Raw genomic sequence first — 19532 nt, 5'->3', positions numbered from 1 at the left:
GGCTGATTCGCCGTCAATCAGCAGTCGGGTTTGTCGGCTGTAAATCGACGCGCCGGGTTCACTGCCGCACCGAATTCGCGCAACGCCTTGGCGCCGATCAACAGCGGGTAGTTGAAGCTGCTGCGGTCGGTGAGGTTGACCTCGACGGTGCGCTTGACGTTGCCCAGGCACAGTTCCAGATCGATCACCGGACGCTTGGTCACGTCACTCACGACCTTGTCTTCGTCTTCTTCATCGGCTCGGCTCTTGATCTTGCTGATCCGCGCGACCTTGTGTTCATAGACTTTGTTGCTCGCGCCTTTGGTGGCGAGACGGAAACGTACCCACTCGTCGCCGTCGCGGGTGAAGGTTTCGATGTCTTTGGCCGACAGCGACGCGGTCAGGGCGCCGGTGTCCATTTTGGCCTTGAGGACTTCACCGCCGATTTCCGGCAGCGCGATGTATTCGTAACGCCCGTACAGGGTCGGCTCGGCGGCCAGGACCGGCAGGGCCACGAGGGCAAGCAGTGCAAGGAGAGATTTCACGTAAGGGGCTTCCTTGAGGGATGGATGCATGGCCGAATTCTAGACCGCAAAAAACAACGATAGTTGGACCACTTCCCACTTTTGTGGCCCTCGCCACAAAGGCAATAGCGATACGCTGAGAGCATACCGTTGCCAAGGTGAAACATTCGTCACCACCGATTTGGCCTGCCAACCGAAGCTGCTTATTATGGCGCGCCCACACGCTTTCAAGAGTTACCTATGCGCCGCCTGCTCACCGGCTGTTTCGTTACCCTGCTGCTATTGCTCAACACGCTGGTCCTGTTCGGGCCTTTGATGGTGTTCGCGCTGCTCAAACTGCTCCTGCCCGGGCGCTTTCGCGATTACGCCTCGTGGGCGGTGATGTGGATTGCCGAAACCTGGGCCGAGATCGACAAACTGATCTTCCGCCTGTGCATTCCCACCCAATGGGACATTCGCGGCGGCGATGAGCTGCGCGGCGACACCTCGTATCTGGTGATCAGTAACCATCAGTCCTGGGTCGATATCCCGGCGCTGATCCAGGCACTGAACCGGCGCACGCCGTTCTTCAAGTTCTTCCTGAAGAAAGAACTGATCTGGGTGCCGTTCCTGGGCCTGGCCTGGTGGGCGTTGGACTATCCGTTCATGAAGCGCTACAGCAAGGCGTTCCTGGAGAAGCACCCGGAGCTGGCCGGCAAGGACCTGGAGATCACCAAACAAGCTTGCGAGTTGTACAAGCGCCAGCCGGTGACCGTGGTCAACTACCTGGAAGGCACCCGCTACACCGCGGCGAAAAGCGCCCAGCAGCTGTCACCGTTCACCCACCTGCTCAAGCCCAAGGCGGGCGGCGTGGCGTTTGTGCTGGCGGCGATGGGTGAACAGCTGGACGCCATTCTCGATGTGACGGTGGTGTATCCGCAGCAGAAGATTCCGGGGTTCTGGGATTTGCTCAGTGGCAACGTGCCCAAGGTGATCATCGACATCCACACCCGCGAACTGGACCCGGCACTGTGGCAAGGCGATTACGAAAACGATCCGGAGTTTCGCGAAACAATCCAGAACTGGGTCAACCAGCTCTGGATCGAGAAGGACCGGCGCATCCAGGCACTACGCGCCGAGGGCTGACTCAGCTACCGGCGCCGGTACCCCAGATCCCGCCGAGGTTTTGCAACAGCGAACCGGCAACGCCTTGCTGACCGAGGTATTGCAGGATCACCGGGGCAAACACGCCGACCATCCCGGTGTCCATGCCCAGGGCGCTGAAGGCGTTGTTCAGGTCCTTGGTGTCCTTGACGTTACCCAGCAAGCCATTGAGCAACGCATTATTGTCCGAGCCCGCGCCGAGTAGCCCGCCCAAGCCAGTCAGACCACTGATCGCGCTGTTACCGGCGATCTGAGCGAGGCCTGGCACGGTTTTGCTCAGTTCGGAGAAGTCCTGGCCGCTGAGCTGATTCCTCGCCAGCCCCAGCATCGCACCGGCACCGCCGATGGCCTGCTCCGGGGTAATGTCGAGCTGCGAACCCAGGGTATTGAGCAAACCGGCCGCCTTGGGCGCCGCCGCCACGATGCCATCGACATCATCGGCCTCGACACCCTCGACATCCTCGTCGTCCTGCATCGATGACACCGCCTTGACCGCATCGCTGAGGCTTAACTGTGCAAAGGCCGGGCTGGCGGCCAGCGTCGTCAACGAAGCGACAGCCATGAGCGATGCCAATGCAAAACCGCGTGAAACGTTCATCCAGACATCCTCTTGTGCCATGAAAGCCGCCTGGTAACGGGAGCGGCAAAACTGCCGATTGGACCGGGCATCCAGTGGCATGTTCCTCGGGTGTGCAGGCATTTTTACCCAAGTGGCGTCTATAAAACGTGAACCGCCGGAGTGTCTTATTCTCCAGAGCTATTAATCACGAAGCCCATTATTTCAAAACAACATGATGACCTGTCAGATCCGATAGTTGGCACCAGTAATGGATGCGTTTACGTTGGTTTTGAAACAACGGAACTGGGTGTGTAACAGGAACATTGCTCACACCCTTCAACTATTGAGTTTGTAGGAAGCATGGAAATGGCAATTAGACAAACCGGTACGGTGAAATGATTCAACCATGAAAGGGGCCATGGGTTCATCACCCCGGAAAGCGGCCCAGACATTTTTGTACACTTCAGAGCAATTCAGGGCAACGGTTTCAAGTCGCTGGAAGAGGGTCAAAAGGTAACTTTCGTTGTAGTACAAGGGCAGAAGGGAATGCAGGCAGATGAGGTCCAAGTCGAAGCCTGAGTGTTCGATAAGGCCTACACCGCGTGATCGTGAGTGTGGGCCATTTTTAAAGGAGAGGCAGCATTTCATGATGCCTTATCGCTTATATCGAGCTCGAACAACCAAGCACTGAAAAACTCAAAATCAATATAAAAAACTAGCATTTCTGATAGTAGGCATAATAAATAACCCCCACTAGCATTGGCACTCCAATTACGTAACGGAGTACAACCATGCAGTTTTCCACCCAGAAAAACAAAGCGTTGAAAGGACTATCGCTCGGCACTTTTACGCTGATGGCGTTGATGGCAAGCACGTACACATTCGCTCAAAGCTGCCCTGAACTCAGTTCCGTAAAAGCAGAAAGCGTTAATGGCAGTTATCAATACAGTGCTGGCGAATGGAAAGGCTCCAACGCAGATGCAGGTGTAGAGCCGGAAAATGTCAATTATTCGGGGGTTAAAGGGGTCAAGTTCAAAACCGCCACCATTGCACAGCGCAAGGTCGATTCGGAGGGTCGTGGTGAAGACCCTGCGGATAAACCTGGCAGCATCATCACCTACGTAAGATGTGATTATGAAGGTCAAGGAGAAAACGACCGAGTCAGGCTCTCGCAGAGAACTGCAAAACCGGCAACCGGTGAGGCAGGCATCTGGAAACAGTCCAATCAAAACAGCGCAGGCACCTATAACAAAGAATGCAGCGCAGACACTGTGACTGCTTGCACATTTAAACTCTAGTCACTGATTTACCCCGCCCAAAAAAAAACGGCGACTTGAAAGTCGCCGTCTTATTTTGCATGAAGCCTTACGCCGCACTAAACAACTTGTGCGGATCAATCACAAACTTCTTCGGCACGCCGGCATCGAACTCGCCGTAACCCCGTGGCGCGTCATCCAGGCTGATGACTTCCACGCCGACGATGTCGGCAATCTTGATGCGGTCCCACATGATCGCCTGCATCAGTTGGCGGTTGTACTTCATCACTGGCGTCTGGCCGGTGTGGAAGCTGTGGGATTTGGCCCAGCCCAGGCCGAAGCGGATGCTCAGGCTGCCCATTTTCGCGGCAGCGTCCACTGCACCCGGATCTTCGGTGACGTACAGGCCAGGAATACCGATTTTGCCAGCGACGCGAACCACGCCCATCAGCGAGTTGAGTACGGTGGCCGGAGCCTCGTGCTTCACGCCGGCATGGCCGTGACCGCGAGCTTCGAAGCCTACGGCATCGACGGCGCAGTCCACTTCTGGTTCGCCCAACAGTGCAGCGATCTGTTCGTGCAGTGGGGTGTCTGTCGACAGGTCGGCGATTTCGAAACCCTGAGCCTTGGCATGGGCCAGGCGGATCGGGTTGACGTCACCGATGATCACCACCGCAGCACCCAGCAGGCGAGCGGAAGCGGCAGCTGCCAGGCCAACCGGGCCGGCGCCGGCGACGTACACGGTGCTGCCAGGGCCGACGCCGGCAGTCACTGCGCCGTGGTAACCGGTAGGCAGGATGTCGGAGAGACAGGTCAGGTCACGGATTTTTTCCATGGCCCGGTCGCGATCTGGAAGTTTCAGCAGGTTGAAGTCGGCATACGGCACAAACGCGTATTCGGCCTGGCCACCGGTCCAGTCACCCATGTCGACATAACCATAGGCACCGCCCGGACGCGCCGGGTTAACGCTCAGGCAGACGCCAGTATGTTGCTCTTTGCACGAACGGCAACGGCCACAGGCAACGTTGAAAGGTACCGACACCAAGTCGCCGATCTGCAGGTTCTCGACACCGCTGCCCTTCTCGATCACTTCACCCGTGATCTCGTGGCCCAGCACCAGACCGGTCTGAGCGGTGGTGCGACCGCGCACCATGTGCTGATCGGAACCACAGATGTTGGTGGAAACTACGCGCAGGATGACACCGTGCTCGATCTTCCTGCCGCGCGGGTCCTGCATTTTGGGATAGTCGATTTTCTGTACTTCGACCTTGCCTGCGCCGAGATACACCACACCACGATTACCAGACATGCTTTCACCTCGCTGTTGTTTTTATGTAGCGGTCGCGTCGCCCGACAGCGGCGGCGCGTTGATTGCTCGGGTATTGCCTGTGTGTCTTGTGTTGTCTGTTATGCCGCCATCGCGGGCAAGCCCGCTCCCACAGTGGATCGGGTGTACACAAGGTCTGTGGACAACACAAAACCCTGTGGGAGCGGGCTTGCCCGCGAAAGCGATCTAAAGAACGACCGTGCGATTGGCGTTCAAAAATACGCGTCGTTCAATGTGATAACCCACGGCCCGCGCCAACGTCAGCCCTTCGATATCCCGCCCCTTGGCGATCAAGTCTTCGGGATAGTGGCTGTGATCAACGGCTTCCACGCCTTGGGCGATGATCGGACCTTCATCCAGATCGTTGTTGATGTAATGCGCCGTGGCGCCGACCAGTTTCACGCCTTTGTTGTAGGCCTGGTGATACGGCTTGGCGCCCTTGAAGCCCGGCAGCAGCGAGTGGTGAATGTTGATCGCCTTGCCATCGAGTTTGCGGCACAGCTCTGGCGACAGAACCTGCATGTAGCGGGCAAGGATCACCAGTTCGGCGCCGGCCTCTTCGATCACCTGCCAGACCTGACGCTCCTGCGATGGTTTGTCGTTGGGGTCCAGCGGAAAGTGGTAGTACGGAATCTGGTGCCAGTCGGCCAACGGCTTGAGGTCCGGGTGGTTGGAGACCACCGCGACCACGTCCATCGACAACTGGCCGATGCGCTGGCGGTAGAGCAAGTCGTTGAGGCAGTGATCGGCCTTGGAGACCATGATCACCACTTTTGGCCGGTAGTTCGGCGGGGTCAGCTCGAAGACCATCCCGAAGGCGGCACCACGCTCCGCCAGGCCTGCGCGGAAGGCTTGTTCGTCGAAAGCGTCGGGTTGCCGAAACTCCACGCGGATGAAGAAACGGCCTGAGAGCCGGTCATCAAAGGAGTGGTGCTCGGTGACGTAGCAGCCCTGCTCGAACAGAAAGCGGGTCACCGCATCCACGGTGCCGAGGACGCTTGGGCAGTCGGCGGTCAGAATCCATGTGTCTGGGGCGCGGCTCATAGTGCGGTGACTCCTGCTGCTACATCTGTGATCAGAGAGAACTCTGTGGCGAGGGAGCTTGCTCCCGCTGGGTTGCGAAGCGACCCCAAAATCAACATCCGCATTCCTGCAGAAGGAACGCGGAGGCAGGGTTTACGACTGCTGCGCAGCCGAGCGGGAGCAAGCTCCCTCGCCACAAAAGCAGTCACAAACCTAATTACGCCTGGACGCTAAGCCCGTACTCAGCAGCCGCATCCTGCAACCACAACCACCAGTAATCCGAGAAGCTGCGGCGAATCAGCAGTTCCCAGGTGTCTTCGGCGGTATGGCGGATCATCAGTTGCGACTTGGCGAACACCGTGCCAACAGCCTTGCCCACCGGGAAGTTGTTGGGGTGCACGTCGTAGCTGGTGGACTTCATCAGCACCTGACGCACGTTCGGGCCGCTGAGTTCGAGGATCTGCTGGCCACCGCTGACGTTGACGATCTGGATGTGCAGGTCGCCCAGCGCTTCACGGAGTTTTTTCTCGGCCGCGAATTCTTCACCAGTCGGCACGATCAGCAGCCATTCATCCGGCCCCATCCATTGCAGGCTGGCTTCGCCTTTGATGATCACGGTCAGCGCACCTGGCAATTCGATGCCAAGGGCCTTGTGCACACCAGCAGCGAACGCGGCGTCGTGGCCATCGCCACGGATGGTCAGGTGACCGAGGAGTTTTTTCTCACGCACGATCACGCCGGCGTTCTTGCGACCCTTGCCCACCAGGCTGGCGAGGTCGGCGTGATGCAGCGACGACTCGGCCTTGGCCCCAGTGGTTGGGCGTTGTTGGTAAACATTGGCTGCGGTCATAAAGCACCTGTCCTGTATTCGTATCCCTGTGGGAGCGGGCTTGCCCGCGATAGCGATGCATCAGTCACCATTGATGTTGCCTGGTCTGACGCTATCGCGGGCAAGCCACGCTCCCACAGGTACTGTGGTGTTAAACGTTCTGGCGATCGCCTTTCGGATCGAAGAACACCGAAGAAACGATTTCCGCCTCGATCACGCTGCCGTCGGCCAGCGGTGCGAACACCCGCTCACCCATGCGCTTCAAGCCGCCCTTGACCACGCCCATGGCAAACGAATAGCCCAGGGAGTTGTGCAAGTAACTGGAAGTCACGTGACCCACCATGGTCATCGGAATCGCTTGCTTGGTGTTGAACACCAGTTGTGCACCTTCCGGCAGCCATTTGGTCGGATCGATCGGCTTCAGGCCAACCAGCTGTTTGCGCTGATCACGCACACAGTCTTCGCGGTTCATGCCACGCCATCCGATCCACGAGAACGGTTTGGTGCGACCGACACACCAGCCCATGTTCAGGTCGTCCGGGGTCATCGAGCTGTCAGTGTCCTGACCGACGATGATGAAGCCCTTCTCGGCCCGCAGTACGTGCATGGTTTCGGTGCCGTACGGGGTCAGGTTGTACTTCTTGCCGGCCTCGACGATTTTCTCGAGCACGCCCATGGCGTAGTCGGCCTGCACGTTGACTTCGTACGACAGCTCACCGGTAAACGAAATCCGGAAAATCCGCGCCGGCACGCCACCGACCAGGGCTTCTTTCCAGGTCATGAACGGGAAGGCTTCGTTGCTCAGGTCGGCGTCGGTGACTTCGCTGAGCAGCTTGCGGCTGTTCGGCCCGGACAGGGTCATGGTTGCCCAGTGATCAGTCACGGAAGTGAAGTACACCTTCAGGTCTGGCCATTCGGTCTGGTGGTAGATTTCCAGCCATTGCAGCACGCGCGCAGCGCCGCCGGTGGTGGTGGTCATCACGAAATGGTTGTCGGCCAGGCATGCAGTCACGCCGTCGTCGAACACCATGCCGTCTTCTTTACACATCAGGCCGTAGCGCGCCTTGCCCACGTCGAGCTTGGTCCAGGCGTTGGTGTAGATACGGTTGAGGAACTCGCGGGAGTCCGGGCCCTGGATGTCGATCTTGCCCAGGGTCGAAGCGTCCAGCAGGCCGACGCTGTCGCGCACGGCTTTGCATTCGCGTTTTACGGCGGCATGCAGGTCTTCACCGTTTTTCGGGAAGTACCAAGGACGTTTCCACTGACCGACGTCTTCGAACTCGGCGCCATTCTTCACGTGCCAGTGATGCAGCGCGGTGAAGCGAACCGGCTCGAAGATGTGCCCACAGTGACGACCGGCCACGGCGCCGAAAGTCACCGGCGTGTAGTTCGGGCGGAACATGGTGGTGCCCATCTGCGGGATGGTCACGTTCAGCGAACGGGCGGCGATGGCCAAGCCGTTGACGTTGCCGAGCTTGCCCTGATCGGTGCCAAAGCCCAGTGCGGTGTAGCGCTTGACGTGCTCGACCGATTCGAAACCTTCGCGGGTCGCCAGTTCGATGGCGGCTGCGGTGACGTCGTTCTGCAGGTCGACGAATTGCTTCGGCGCACGGGCAGTGGCTTTTTCGTGAGGCACCTGGAACAGCGCCAGCGTCGGCTCTTCGAGTCGGCTCAGGGCTTTGGGCAGTACGCCTTCGACCTTGCCGAAACCAGCTTCGCTGGCAGCGCGAGCACCGCCTTCAAAACCATCGGTCAACGAATCGCCGAGGCTGTAGACGCCGTTGATGCCACCGACGCACACGCGTTTCTGCGGTGCTTCGCCCGGTACGAAACCGAGGATGTCTTCACGCCAGATCGGCTTGCCACCCAGGTGCGAAGCCAGGTGAACCACTGGGCTGTAACCGCCGGAACTGGCGACCAGGTCGCAATCGAGCCATTCGCCTGGGCTGGTCACGGTGTGTGCTTTTACATCAATCGCTGCAACGCGAGCGGCGGTCACGTGCTTGCTGCCACGGGCCTCGATCACGGCGCTGCCGGTCAGGATGCGGATGCCTTTGGCGCGCGCTTCTTCCACCAGCGCACCGCGAGGGTTGCTGCGGGCGTCGGCGATGGCCACCACTTGCAGGCTGGCGTCGAGCCAGTCCAGGGCAACGCGGTAGGCGTGGTCGTTGTTGGTCGACAGCACCAGTTTCTTGCCCGGTGCCACGCCGTAGCGACGCACGTAAGTCGACACAGCGCCGGCGAGCATGTTGCCCGGCACGTCGTTGTTACCGTAAACCAGTGGACGCTCGTGAGCACCGGTCGCCAGCACCACGCGCTTGGCGCGAACCCGGTGGATACGCTGACGCACCTGGCCGATCGGGGCGCGGTCGCCGAGGTGATCGGTGAGGCGCTCGTGAATGGTCAGGAAGTTATGGTCGTGGTAACCGTTGACCGTGGCGCGCGGCAACAGCAGCACGTCAGGGGTGTTTTTCAGCTCGGCGATGACGCTGGCAACCCACTCGGTAGCTGGTTTGCCATCGAGGCTTTCGCGGGAGTCGAGCAGGCTGCCGCCGAACTCTTCCTGCTCATCGGCCAGGATCACACGGGCGCCGCTGCGGGCAGCCGCCAGTGCAGCCGCCAGACCCGCAGGGCCAGCGCCGACGATCAGCACGTCGCAGTGCTGATTCATGTAGTCGTAGGTGTCCGGATCGTTCTCGGTCGGCGAACGGCCAAGACCGGCTGCCTTACGAATGTACTTCTCGTAAGTCATCCAGAACGATTGCGGGTACATGAAGGTTTTGTAGTAGAAGCCCGGTGGCATCAGCTTGCCGCCGACCTTGCCGAGAATCCCCATCATGTCGTTGTTCACGCTTGGCCAGCCGTTGGTGCTGGTGGCGACCAGGCCTTGATACAGCGCTTGTTGCGTGGCGCGCACGTTCGGGATCTGCGTGGCTTCGGTCGCACCGATCTGCAGCACGGCGTTCGGCTCTTCGGCACCGGCGGCGAAGATGCCGCGTGGGCGCGAATACTTGAAGCTGCGGCCGACGATATCGACACCGTTGGCCAGCAAGGCTGCGGCCAGCGAGTCGCCTTCAAAGCCTTTGTAGACCTGGCCGTTGAAGGTGAAGCTCAGCACTTTGTTGCGGTCGATGCGTCCGCCGTTGGACAGGCGATTGATCTGGCTCATACCTTCTCTCCCAGAGCCGTGGCGGCCGCTTTCGGGCTGTCGGTCTTGTCGGTGAACTGCGGCTTGGTGCCGATCTTGTAGGTTTCGAGAATCTCGTAGGTCACGGTGTCACGGGTCACGTTGAAGTACTGACGGCAACCGGCGACGTGATCCCACAGTTCGTGGTGCAGACCGCGAGGGTTATCGCGGAAGAACATGTAGTCGCCCCACTCCTCGTCGGTGCAGCTGTTCGGATCCAGTGGACGCGGGATGTGCGCCTGGCCGGATGCATGGAATTCCTCTTCGGAGCGCAGTTCGCCACAGTGAGGACAGAAGATATGCAACATAGGGATTTCTCCTGTTAGTGGGCGACTGCTGCAGCGCCGTGTTCGTCGATCAACGCACCGCTGTGGAAGCGGTCGATGGAGAAAGGTGCAGCCAATGGGTGCATTTCACCCTTGGCAAGGCTTGCGGCAAACACGTTGCCCGAGCCAGGTGTAGCCTTGAAGCCACCGGTGCCCCAACCGCAGTTGAAGAACATGTTCGGTACCGGAGTCTTCGAGATGATCGGGCACGCATCCGGCGTGGTGTCGACGATGCCGCCCCACTGACGGTTCATGCGTACGCGCGACAGCACCGGGAACATCTCGACGATGGCCTGGATGGTGTGCTCGATCACCGGGTACGAACCACGCTGGCCGTAGCCGTTGTAGCCGTCGATACCGGCGCCGATCACCAGGTCGCCCTTGTCGGACTGGCTGATGTAACCGTGTACGGCGTTGGACATGATCACGCTGTCGATAATCGGCTTGATCGGCTCGGACACCAGCGCTTGCAGTGGGTGCGATTCGATCGGCAGGCGGAAACCGGCGAGTTTGGCCATGTGCCCGGAGTTACCGGCAGTCACCACGCCGACGCGCTTGGCGCCGATGAAGCCCTTGTTGGTTTCAACACCGATGCACACACCGTTTTCCTTACGGAAACCGATCACTTCGGTCTGCTGGATCAGATCCACGCCCAAGGCGTCGGCGGCACGGGCAAAGCCCCACGCCACGGCATCGTGACGGGCCACGCCGCCGCGACGCTGAACGGTTGCGCCCATCACCGGGTAGCGGGTGTTCTTGGAGCAGTCGAGGTACGGGATCTCGTCTGCCACTTGCTTGGCATCGAGCAGCTCGCCGTCCACGCCGTTGAGGCGGTTGGCGCTGACCCGACGCTCGGAATCACGAATGTCCTGCAGGGTGTGGCACAGGTTGTAGACGCCACGCTGGGAGAACATCACGTTGTAGTTCAGGTCCTGGGACAGGCCTTCCCACAATTTCATCGCGTGTTCGTACAGGTGTGCTGACTCGTCCCACAGGTAGTTGGAGCGCACGATGGTGGTGTTGCGCGCGGTGTTACCGCCGCCCAGCCAGCCCTTCTCGACCACGGCCACGTTGGTGATGCCGTGTTCCTTGGCCAGGTAGTAGGCGGTCGCCAGACCATGCCCGCCACCGCCGACGATAACCACGTCGTAAACCTTTTTCGGGGTCGGCGTGCGCCACATGCGCTGCCAGTTTTCATGGTGGCTGAGGGAGTGTTTGAAGAGGCCGAAGCCCGAATAGCGTTGCATAGTCATTTACTCCAAAACCGCGCTCAGCGATAAACCGGGAAGTCCGCGCACAGGGCTGCCACATGCTTGGCGACATTGGCCTCGACATCGGCGTCGCCGAGGTTGTCGAGGATGTCGCAGATCCAGCCAGCCAGCTCGATGCACTGGGTAACCTTGAAGCCGCGAGTGGTCACCGCCGGGGTGCCGATACGCAGGCCGGAGGTCACGAACGGCGACTGTGGATCGTTCGGGACAGCGTTCTTGTTCACAGTGATGTGGGCGCGACCGAGTGCAGCATCCGCCTCTTTGCCGGTGAGGCCCTGACGAATCAGGCTGACCAGGAACAGGTGGTTATCGGTACCGCCGGACACTACATCGTAGCCGCGTTTGATAAATACGCCGGCCATCGCCTGGGCGTTATCGATCACTTGTTGCTGGTAGGCCTTGAAGCCAGGCTCCAGTGCTTCCTTGAAGCACACTGCTTTACCGGCAATGACGTGCATCAGCGGGCCGCCCTGGGCACCAGGGAACACCGCGGCGTTGAGCTTCTTCTCGATTTCTTCGTTGGCCTTGGCCAGGATCAGGCCGCCACGCGGACCGCGCAGGGTCTTGTGGGTGGTGGTGGTCACCACGTCAGCGTACGGCAGCGGGTTCGGGTACAGGCCAGCAGCGACCAGACCGGCAACGTGCGCCATGTCGACGAACAGCAGGGCACCGACCTTGTCAGCGATCTGGCGGAAGCGTGGGAAGTCGAGGGTCTTGGAGTAGGCCGAGAAACCGGCGACGATCATCTTCGGCTTGCATTCGACAGCCAGGCGCTCGACTTCATCGTAGTCAATCAAGCCGGTTTTGGTGTCGATGCCGTACTGCACAGCGTTGTACAGCTTGCCCGAGGACGACACTTTGGCGCCGTGGGTCAGGTGACCGCCGTGGGCCAGGCTCATGCCCAGAATGGTGTCGCCCGCTTGCAGCAGGGCCAGGTAAACGGCGCTGTTGGCCGAAGAACCGGAGTGCGGCTGGACGTTGGCGTAATCGGCACCGAACAATTGCTTGGCGCGTTCGATGGCCAGGGCTTCAACCTTGTCGACGTGCTCGCAGCCACCGTAGTAGCGCTTGCCCGGATAGCCTTCGGCGTATTTGTTGGTCAGGCCGCTGCCTTGCGCTTCCATCACGCGCTTGCTGGTGTAGTTCTCTGACGCGATCAGCTCGATGTGATCTTCCTGGCGTTGCTCCTCGGCATTCATCGCCGCCAGCAGTGCATCGTCGTAACCCTGGATCTGGTCTTGCTTGCTGAACATCGCGTCTCTCCCAGCGGCGGCGGTGCGCCTTTCGTCTCGGTGAGGCACTGGCATTTCGGCAGTGCCCTTTGATAGCGATGGTATGACCGGCGCAGACAGGTCAAATGCCTATGGACGCCACGCAAAGGTGCGTTTACGACATGGGCCGAAATGGGTGAACGGGCGAACACCCCTGTGGCGAGGGAGCTTGCTCCCGCTCGACTGCGAAGCAGTCGTAAAACCGACAAATTCGATCTAAATGACTAACCACATGCGCCGGGTTTGGGTCTGCTGCGCAGCCCAGCGGGAGCAAGCTCCCTCGCCACAGGGGACGGGCGTCAGGCGATGAGTTGGCGCAAGGCCAGAAGTACGAGGAAATGCCCGGGATAAAGGGCGTAGGCCCAGCGGCGCATCGGCGGTGGCTGGATGCCTTGGGCATGTCGCAATAGCAGCAGGCCCGACAATGGCGCAATCAGACAAACGACAACACCCAAAATCGCCGCACCGCTGCCGAACCAGGCAGCGGAGTACAGCACTTGCCATTGATTGGCCGCCAGGCACACCAGCCCCGGCAACAGGCCGAAATACCAGGGCCGCTGGATCACCAACAACATCGCCAGTGGCAACAGCACGCCGAAGAAACCGAACATCAGTCGCTGCGGGAACAGTGCCGCCAGCACCAAGGCAATGACCGCCAACAGACGCGACTGAACTGGCCCGTGCTGCCAGCCACGGACCACCAACAACCCCAGGGCCAGCGTAGGCAATACATTCAAGGTGTCGTGATCAGGAATGTACATCCGATAGGGAATTTCGCTCAGAGCACTGAACAGCAACAACCAACCGAGGTAGCGCCACTGACCGTTGGTCGTCATTGCGCGGGCACGCGACAGGTTCGCCGCCATCGCCAGACAGAACCACGGGAACGCCAGCCTGCCCGGCACATACAACTGATCAAGGGAATAGCCGACATATCGCAGGTGATCGAGCACCATGCTCAACAGCGCCAGCCATTTGAGCAGATCCAGTGCACCGTCCCTCTGCGTCATGTGCATAATTGCCCGAGGCGTTTGTATTTTTCTGACAGACTCACCCCGTGTGCTCCCCGGACGATCTTCGGTAAAGTGCGCACCATCATTGACCAACGAAGCGCCACAAGCGCCTCGATCACGGAAGCCGGCCATGACCGACAAGAGCCAACAATTCGCCAGCGACAACTATTCCGGTATTTGCCCTGAAGCCTGGGCTGCCATGGAACAGGCTAACCACGGACACCAGCGCGCTTATGGCGACGATGAGTGGACCGCACGCGCCGCGGATCAATTCCGCAAACTGTTCGAAACCGACTGCGAAGTGTTCTTCGCCTTCAACGGCACCGCGGCCAACTCGTTGGCGCTGTCGTCGCTGTGCCAGAGTTACCACAGCGTGATCTGCTCGGAAACCGCCCACGTCGAAACTGACGAATGCGGCGCACCGGAGTTTTTCTCCAACGGTTCCAAGCTGCTCATCGCCCGTACCGAAAACGGCAAGTTGACCCCGGAATCTATCCGCGAAATCGCCCTCAAGCGCCAGGACATCCACTACCCGAAACCACGCGTCGTCACCCTTACCCAGGCCACTGAAGTCGGCAGCGTGTACACACCGGATGAAATCCGCGCCATCAGCGTCACCTGCAAAGAACTGGGCCTGAACCTGCACATGGACGGCGCACGCTTTTCCAACGCCTGTGCGTACCTGGGCTGCTCGCCAGCGGACCTGACCTGGAAGGCCGGCGTCGACGTGTTGTGCTTCGGCGGCACGAAAAACGGCATGGCGGTGGGCGAAGCGATCCTGTTCTTCAACCACAAACTGGCCGAAGACTTCGACTACCGCTGCAAACAGGCCGGGCAATTGGCCTCGAAAATGCGCTTCCTCTCCGCCCCCTGGGTCGGGATTCTGGAAAACGACGCCTGGCTCAAATACGCCCGCCACGCCAACCACTGCGCGCAGTTGCTGGCCGAACTGGTGAGCGACATTCCTGGCGTCGAGCTGATGTTCCCGGTGCAGGCCAACGGTGTGTTCCTGCAACTGTCGGAACCGGCCATTGCCGCGCTGACCGCCAAGGGCTGGCGCTTCTACACCTTCATCGGCAACGGCGGCGCGCGGTTCATGTGCTCGTGGGACACCGAAGAAGAACGCGTGCGGGAACTGGCAGCGGATATTCGGCACGTGATGGCGGCCTGACACCCCACCAACTTTTGTGGCGAGGGAGCTTGCTCCCGCTCGGCTGCGCAGCAGTCGTAAAACCAGCCAACGCGGTCCACCTGACAGACCGCATGCTCAGGCTTTGGGGCTGCTTCGCAACCCAACGGGAGCAAGCTCCCTCGCCACAGGTTCTGCGCTCGACCTCAGCTATTTGATTGGCAAGAGATCTTATGGCGAGGGGGCTTGCCCCCCTTGCCACAGTCCCGCACGAGTTGGTCTACATTGACTGCGAGCCGTTTCGATCCGCTCGGATCACGCCAATCGGGAGCGTCCGCATGTCACTACAAGGCAAAACCCTGTTCATCACCGGCGCCAGTCGCGGGATTGGTCGCGAGATTGCGCTGCGGGCCGCGCGCGACGGGGCCAACATCGTGATTGCCGCGAAAAGCGCCGCCCCTCACCCCAAACTGCCCGGCACCATCTTCAGCGTTGCGGCGGAAGTCGAAGCTGCGGGCGGCAAGGCGCTGGCATTGGAGGTTGATGTGCGCGATGAAGCCATCGTGCGCCAGGCCCTGGCTGACGCCAGTGAGCATTTCGGCGACATCGACGTGCTGATCAACAATGCAGGAGCGATCAAGCTGACCGGCGTGCAACACATCGAACTCAAGCGCTTCGACCTGATGCACCAGATCAACACCCGCGCCGTGTTGCTGTGCAGCCAGGCCGCCCTGCCCTATCTGAAAAAATCCAGCGGCCATATCCTCAACCTGTCACCGCCGCTGAACCTGGCCACCAAATGGTTCGCCCAGTACAGCCCCTACACAGTGACTAAATACGGCATGAGCATGTTGACCCTGGGCATGAGCGAGGAATTTGCCGCCTATGGCATCAGCGTCAACTCCCTGTGGCCGCAGACCATGATCGCCACGGCTGCCATCGAATTTCAGCTGGGGTCGCGCGAATCCTTCAAGCATGCCCGCACACCGGCGATCATGGCGGATGCCGCTTACGCGATTCTGAGCAGCAGTGGTCGCAGCATTACCGGTCGCTTGCTGATCGATGAGGAGATTTTGCGCGAACACGGAACGACCGATTTTTCCCACTATCGCTACGAACCGGACAGCAACGCTACGTTGATACCGGATCTGTTCGTAGATTGAGTTTTCAACGCCAACTTAAAAACGGCGTAAATTTGTCGATCCAACAGTCGGACTTCTTGCGCCGCTTCGCTTAAACAATGCTCTTGTTGAAAGTTCAAAATTCTCAGCGCACAAGAATCACAGCCCTACAGACTTGTCTAGCTGTAATAACTGATAGCTAGACGACTTATCACGTCCCTATTAAATTCATGCTTACTTAGCGGGCCGATATCCCCCATGAGTCTTTACCTCATAGACGCTTATATACAAAGGAAAATCAAATGGAACGCCAAGATGAAAAATGCCTTTTTCACAATCTCCCTTCATCCCCAGAGTATCTAGCGGTTAGAACAGGCGATATCGCTGTAGTCGACGGCGGCATTGGAGCTAGATCTGTCAGCTACAAGATCTATCAGAAGAAAGACGATAGATACTACATCCATACATTAGCTCTTATAGAGCAGGACAACAATGAAGGCGAGTTCTGGTATGCTCCCGACAAAGCAGTAAACCCTGACGGTTATAATGAGATGCTATCGTTGACCAAATCCGATACCATTTTCATTAGCGAAAAAGAAACTGCTTACGTGCTACGCAAAAAGTTCATACTTAAAACCCCCACAGGCGGCTCAGGAGACCTAACACTCATTGGCATATACATCAAACTCCTCACATAAAAACAACACCAATAATATTAATTAAATATCTGCACAAACTCATGACCAACAATGTTTTACCGAGTAAAAATGAGTGACCATGCCCAGGTCACTCATTACCCCGGACTTTAATACTCGATCCGCACGTCCCCCTTCGGCACGCTGCAGCATGACAGGATGAAGCCTTCGGCTTCGTCTTCCTCGGTAATCCCGCCGTTGTGATCCATTTCGACCTCGCCGGCAAGCTTCATCACCTTGCAGGTGCCGCAGATGCCCATGCCGCAGGCCTTGGGGATCAACAGGCCAAGCTTGGCGGCCGCTGCGTGGACGGTTTCGCCCGGGGCCACACGGATGCTCTTGCCGGAGGCGGTGAATTCCACTTGATGCAGATCCGCCGCGTCGATTTCCGGAGCGTCCGCTGCTTGTTCGGCTTGTTCCACCGCGTCGGCACGAGCTTCTGGCGGTGTGGCGCCGAAGGATTCTTCGTGATAGCGCTTCATGTCGAAACCCGCCGCCTCGAGCATGCGCTTGACCGCGTTCATGTATGGAGTCGGGCCGCAGCAGAAAACTTCACGGTCGAGGAAGTCCGGCGCCATCAGTTCGAGCATCTTGTGATTCAGGTAACCGCGATAACCGGCCCACGGTTCGCCCAGACCATGCTTCTCGCAGATCAGATGCAGGCTGAAGTTATCGATCCGCGACGCCATGTGCTCCAGCTCACGGTGATAAATGATGTCTTTGGGCGAACGGGCGCTATGGATAAACACCATGTCGACATTGCCGTTGGTGTCATAGAACCAGCGCGCCATGGACATGCACGGCGTGATGCCGACACCGCCGCTGAGGTAGAGCACTTTCGGCGCAGGGAAGTCCATGGCGTTGAACAGCCCGACCGGCCCGTGCACCGCCAGCTCCTGGCCTTCGTGCAGGGTGTCGTGCAGCCAGTTGGAAACCTTGCCACCCGGCACGCGCTTGATGGTCACCGAAAAGCTGTACGGCACCGACGGCGAACTGGAAATGGTGTAGGAGCGCATGATCGGCACACCGTCGATTTCCAGCTCCAGGGTGACGAACTGCCCAGGCTTGAAGAAGAACAGGATCGGCTGGTCGGCCATGAAGCAGAAGGTGCGCACATCCCAGGTTTCCTGGATGACTTTGACGCAACGGACAATATGTCGACCATTGGCCCAGGTCTGGGTGGTTACCGGGTTCAGGAAGTTGTTGGACATGCTGATCTCCACGGCCGACTACCGGCCTTTATGTTGGCGATTCTGCGTATAGAGCAGCCCCGCCATTTACCTATCTGCGACATTGACATACTTATCGCGACCAGCCCCCAATTACCGGGGGTTGCGCGTCGGGAACAGATTGGGCCATGTCGCCCATGGATAAGGTTCTGGTGCGCGTCGGCCCCACACTCGCCCCATACCAAGACACAACCTTTACACCTTGCGTAGCAACCCTTAGCAGCAAGTCTGATTAGCCACTTTCGCCGGCCACACAGAATGGCCTTGAGGATTAAACGATGGACGTCACCACTACCCTGAGCCTGGGCGATCCACTGGAACCCGCACGCAAGGCCACCGCGCAGATGCTGCAAGAGCGCGAGCGCACCTTTTCGCTGCCGCAGCCGTTTTACTCTGACGAGCGGCTGTTTGATATCGACATGCAGGAAATTTTCCAGAAAGAGTGGTTGATCGCCGGCATGACCTGCGAGATCCCGACCAAGGGCAACTACCTGACCCTGCAAGTCGGCAAGAACCCAATCATCGTGATTCGCGGCGCCGATGGCGTGGTCCATGCGTTCCACAACGTCTGCCGCCACCGTGGTTCACGCCTGTGCACCAGTGAAAAAGGCAAAGTCGCCAAACTGGTCTGCCACTACCACCAGTGGACGTACGAGCTGGACGGTCGCCTGCTGTTCGCCGGCACCGAAATGGGCGCCGACTTCGACATGAAGCAATACGGCCTCAAACCGGTGAACGTGAAGACTGCCGGCGGTTACATCTTCATCAGCCTGGCGGAAAACCCGCCCGCCATCGATGACTTCCTGTCGACGCTCAGCCATTACATGGAACCGTACGACATGGAAAACACCAAGGTGGCGGTGCAAACCACCTTGATGGAAAAGGCCAACTGGAAACTGGTGCTGGAAAACAACCGCGAGTGCTACCACTGCAACGCGTCGCACCCGGAATTGCTGAAAACCCTGCTGGAATGGGACGACGTCACCGACCCGCGTGCCGACCAGGCCTTCAAGGACCACGTAGCCGCTTCCGCCGCTGCCTGGGAAGCCGAGAAGATCCCTTACGCTCACGCCAGCTTCGGCCTGCGTAACCGTATCGTGCGCATGCCGCTGCTCAAGGGCACCGTGTCAATGACCATGGACGGCAAACAGGGCTGCGCCAAACTGATGGGCCGCATCAAGAACCCGGACCTGGGCTCGATGCGCATCCTGCACCTGCCGCACTCGTGGAACCACTGCATGGGCGACCACATCATCGTGTTCACCGTGTGGCCGATCAGCGCCCAGGAAACCATGGTCACCACCAAGTGGATCGTCCACAAGGACGCAGTCGAAGGCGTGGACTACGACGTGGAGCGCATGCGCCAGGTCTGGGATGCGACCAACGACCAGGACCGTCGCCTGGCCGAAGAGAACCAGCGCGGGATCAACTCCACCGCGTACCAGCCAGGGCCTTACTCCAAGACCTATGAGTTTGGTGTGGTGAACTTCGTGGACTGGTACAGCGAGCGTCTGTTGAACAACCTGGGCGCCGAGCCTGCGCCGTACCTCAAAGGGGTTCCGGTACAAGGCTAAGAGCAAAAGCATCGCGGGCAAGCCCGCTCCCACAAGGATCGGCGGCGTACACAAACTCTGTGAACACCCCAATCAC

General features: G+C 59.2%; 17 protein-coding genes and 1 pseudogene. 7 read left to right on the top strand and 11 right to left on the bottom strand.

The window, feature by feature from the left end; translation table 11 throughout:
* Nucleotides 1-17 precede the first annotated feature (17 nt).
* Complete coding sequence (gene rloA2 / locus AC30D7_RS18635) at nt 18-524, bottom strand: retropepsin-like aspartic peptidase RloA2 (RefSeq protein WP_490135047.1); 507 nt, start codon at nt 522-524, stop codon at nt 18-20.
* Nucleotides 525-743: 219 nt separating this feature from the next.
* Here rloA2 and yihG point away from each other — a divergent pair, with 219 nt between their 5' ends.
* Nucleotides 744-1628, top strand: coding sequence for a 1-acylglycerol-3-phosphate O-acyltransferase, YihG family (gene yihG, locus AC30D7_RS18630; protein ID WP_490135046.1), 885 nt, complete (start codon nt 744-746; stop codon nt 1626-1628).
* Between the two features lies 1 nt (nt 1629).
* Here the strand turns inward: yihG and AC30D7_RS18625 are convergent, their stop codons facing one another.
* A complete protein-coding gene (locus AC30D7_RS18625; RefSeq protein WP_028939047.1) occupies nt 1630-2244 on the bottom strand; it encodes a DUF2780 domain-containing protein in 615 nt (204 codons plus the stop codon).
* A gap of 327 nt (nt 2245-2571) precedes the next feature.
* Between AC30D7_RS18625 and AC30D7_RS18620 the strand changes: the two are divergent.
* Nucleotides 2572-2784, top strand: a pseudogene (locus AC30D7_RS18620) (cold-shock protein).
* Between the two features lie 212 nt (nt 2785-2996).
* Nucleotides 2997-3503 (top strand): hypothetical protein, encoded by a 507-nt coding sequence (locus tag AC30D7_RS18615; protein ID WP_490135045.1) that lies wholly within the window; start codon nt 2997-2999, stop codon nt 3501-3503.
* Between the two features lie 67 nt (nt 3504-3570).
* On the opposite strand, the gene fdhA is transcribed toward AC30D7_RS18615, so the two are convergent.
* From fdhA to AC30D7_RS18575, 8 genes are all read right to left on the bottom strand, one after another.
* Nucleotides 3571-4770: a formaldehyde dehydrogenase, glutathione-independent gene (fdhA, locus tag AC30D7_RS18610; protein WP_019580688.1), complete on the bottom strand. Its 1200-nt coding sequence runs from the start codon at nt 4768-4770 to the stop codon at nt 3571-3573.
* A 204-nt stretch (nt 4771-4974) separates the two neighbouring features.
* Entirely contained in the window at nt 4975-5832 is an 858-nt protein-coding gene (purU, locus tag AC30D7_RS18605; RefSeq protein WP_018928799.1) for a formyltetrahydrofolate deformylase, read from the bottom strand.
* 196 nt (nt 5833-6028) lie between these two features.
* On the bottom strand, nt 6029-6661 hold the full coding sequence (locus tag AC30D7_RS18600; protein ID WP_490135044.1) for a sarcosine oxidase subunit gamma: 633 nt from the start codon (nt 6659-6661) through the stop codon (nt 6029-6031).
* Between the two features lie 130 nt (nt 6662-6791).
* Nucleotides 6792-9809, bottom strand: a complete 3018-nt coding sequence (locus AC30D7_RS18595; protein ID WP_490135043.1) for a sarcosine oxidase subunit alpha — start codon at nt 9807-9809, stop codon at nt 6792-6794.
* On the bottom strand, nt 9806-10135 hold the full coding sequence (locus AC30D7_RS18590) for a sarcosine oxidase subunit delta (protein ID WP_007907563.1): 330 nt from the start codon (nt 10133-10135) through the stop codon (nt 9806-9808). The genes AC30D7_RS18595 and AC30D7_RS18590 overlap by 4 nt, the downstream gene beginning before the upstream one ends.
* Before the next feature lie 14 nt (nt 10136-10149).
* Nucleotides 10150-11400 (bottom strand): sarcosine oxidase subunit beta, encoded by a 1251-nt coding sequence (locus AC30D7_RS18585; protein WP_007936415.1) that lies wholly within the window; start codon nt 11398-11400, stop codon nt 10150-10152.
* Nucleotides 11401-11423: 23 nt separating this feature from the next.
* Complete coding sequence (gene glyA / locus AC30D7_RS18580; RefSeq protein ID WP_490135042.1) at nt 11424-12677, bottom strand: serine hydroxymethyltransferase; 1254 nt, start codon at nt 12675-12677, stop codon at nt 11424-11426.
* A gap of 317 nt (nt 12678-12994) precedes the next feature.
* Nucleotides 12995-13711: a TraX family protein gene (locus AC30D7_RS18575; protein WP_490135041.1), complete on the bottom strand. Its 717-nt coding sequence runs from the start codon at nt 13709-13711 to the stop codon at nt 12995-12997.
* 127 nt (nt 13712-13838) lie between these two features.
* Here AC30D7_RS18575 and AC30D7_RS18570 point away from each other — a divergent pair, with 127 nt between their 5' ends.
* The 3 genes from AC30D7_RS18570 to AC30D7_RS18560 all read left to right on the top strand — a co-directional run bounded on the left by AC30D7_RS18570 (nt 13839) and on the right by AC30D7_RS18560 (nt 16656).
* Nucleotides 13839-14879 carry a threonine aldolase family protein gene (locus AC30D7_RS18570; protein ID WP_490135040.1) on the top strand — a complete coding sequence of 347 codons (1041 nt, stop codon included), beginning with the start codon at nt 13839-13841 and terminating at the stop codon, nt 14877-14879.
* A gap of 296 nt (nt 14880-15175) precedes the next feature.
* Nucleotides 15176-16000 (top strand): SDR family oxidoreductase, encoded by an 825-nt coding sequence (locus AC30D7_RS18565; RefSeq protein WP_490135039.1) that lies wholly within the window; start codon nt 15176-15178, stop codon nt 15998-16000.
* Between the two features lie 260 nt (nt 16001-16260).
* Nucleotides 16261-16656, top strand: a complete 396-nt coding sequence (locus tag AC30D7_RS18560; protein WP_490135038.1) for a hypothetical protein — start codon at nt 16261-16263, stop codon at nt 16654-16656.
* A 107-nt stretch (nt 16657-16763) separates the two neighbouring features.
* On the opposite strand, the gene gbcB is transcribed toward AC30D7_RS18560, so the two are convergent.
* Nucleotides 16764-17864, bottom strand: coding sequence for a glycine betaine monooxygenase reductase subunit (gene gbcB / locus AC30D7_RS18555; RefSeq protein WP_490135037.1), 1101 nt, complete (start codon nt 17862-17864; stop codon nt 16764-16766).
* Nucleotides 17865-18160: 296 nt separating this feature from the next.
* Here gbcB and gbca point away from each other — a divergent pair, with 296 nt between their 5' ends.
* A complete protein-coding gene (gbca, locus tag AC30D7_RS18550) occupies nt 18161-19456 on the top strand; it encodes a glycine betaine monooxygenase oxygenase subunit (RefSeq protein ID WP_096479443.1) in 1296 nt (431 codons plus the stop codon).
* Nucleotides 19457-19532 lie beyond the last annotated feature (76 nt).

The organism is Pseudomonas sp. DF5 (assembly GCF_058148225.1).
This window is presented reverse-complemented; position numbering and strand designations above follow the sequence as displayed.

Excerpts from the sequence above, each read along its gene's own strand:
- AC30D7_RS18570 (WP_490135040.1), top strand. The coding sequence starts at position 13,839 with ATGACCGACAAGAGCCAACAATTCGCCAGCGACAACTATTCCGGTATT.
- glyA (WP_490135042.1), bottom strand. The coding sequence starts at position 12,677 with ATGTTCAGCAAGCAAGACCAGATCCAGGGTTACGACGATGCACTGCTG.
- yihG (WP_490135046.1), top strand. The coding sequence starts at position 744 with ATGCGCCGCCTGCTCACCGGCTGTTTCGTTACCCTGCTGCTATTGCTC.
- gbcB (WP_490135037.1), bottom strand. The coding sequence starts at position 17,864 with ATGTCCAACAACTTCCTGAACCCGGTAACCACCCAGACCTGGGCCAAT.
- AC30D7_RS18595 (WP_490135043.1), bottom strand. The coding sequence starts at position 9,809 with ATGAGCCAGATCAATCGCCTGTCCAACGGCGGACGCATCGACCGCAAC.
- AC30D7_RS18590 (WP_007907563.1), bottom strand. The coding sequence starts at position 10,135 with ATGTTGCATATCTTCTGTCCTCACTGTGGCGAACTGCGCTCCGAAGAG.
- AC30D7_RS18565 (WP_490135039.1), top strand. The coding sequence starts at position 15,176 with ATGTCACTACAAGGCAAAACCCTGTTCATCACCGGCGCCAGTCGCGGG.
- AC30D7_RS18575 (WP_490135041.1), bottom strand. The coding sequence starts at position 13,711 with ATGCACATGACGCAGAGGGACGGTGCACTGGATCTGCTCAAATGGCTG.
- AC30D7_RS18600 (WP_490135044.1), bottom strand. The coding sequence starts at position 6,661 with ATGACCGCAGCCAATGTTTACCAACAACGCCCAACCACTGGGGCCAAG.
- AC30D7_RS18560 (WP_490135038.1), top strand. The coding sequence starts at position 16,261 with ATGGAACGCCAAGATGAAAAATGCCTTTTTCACAATCTCCCTTCATCC.
- AC30D7_RS18585 (WP_007936415.1), bottom strand. The coding sequence starts at position 11,400 with ATGCAACGCTATTCGGGCTTCGGCCTCTTCAAACACTCCCTCAGCCAC.
- purU (WP_018928799.1), bottom strand. The coding sequence starts at position 5,832 with ATGAGCCGCGCCCCAGACACATGGATTCTGACCGCCGACTGCCCAAGC.
- gbca (WP_096479443.1), top strand. The coding sequence starts at position 18,161 with ATGGACGTCACCACTACCCTGAGCCTGGGCGATCCACTGGAACCCGCA.
- AC30D7_RS18615 (WP_490135045.1), top strand. The coding sequence starts at position 2,997 with ATGCAGTTTTCCACCCAGAAAAACAAAGCGTTGAAAGGACTATCGCTC.
- AC30D7_RS18625 (WP_028939047.1), bottom strand. The coding sequence starts at position 2,244 with ATGAACGTTTCACGCGGTTTTGCATTGGCATCGCTCATGGCTGTCGCT.
- fdhA (WP_019580688.1), bottom strand. The coding sequence starts at position 4,770 with ATGTCTGGTAATCGTGGTGTGGTGTATCTCGGCGCAGGCAAGGTCGAA.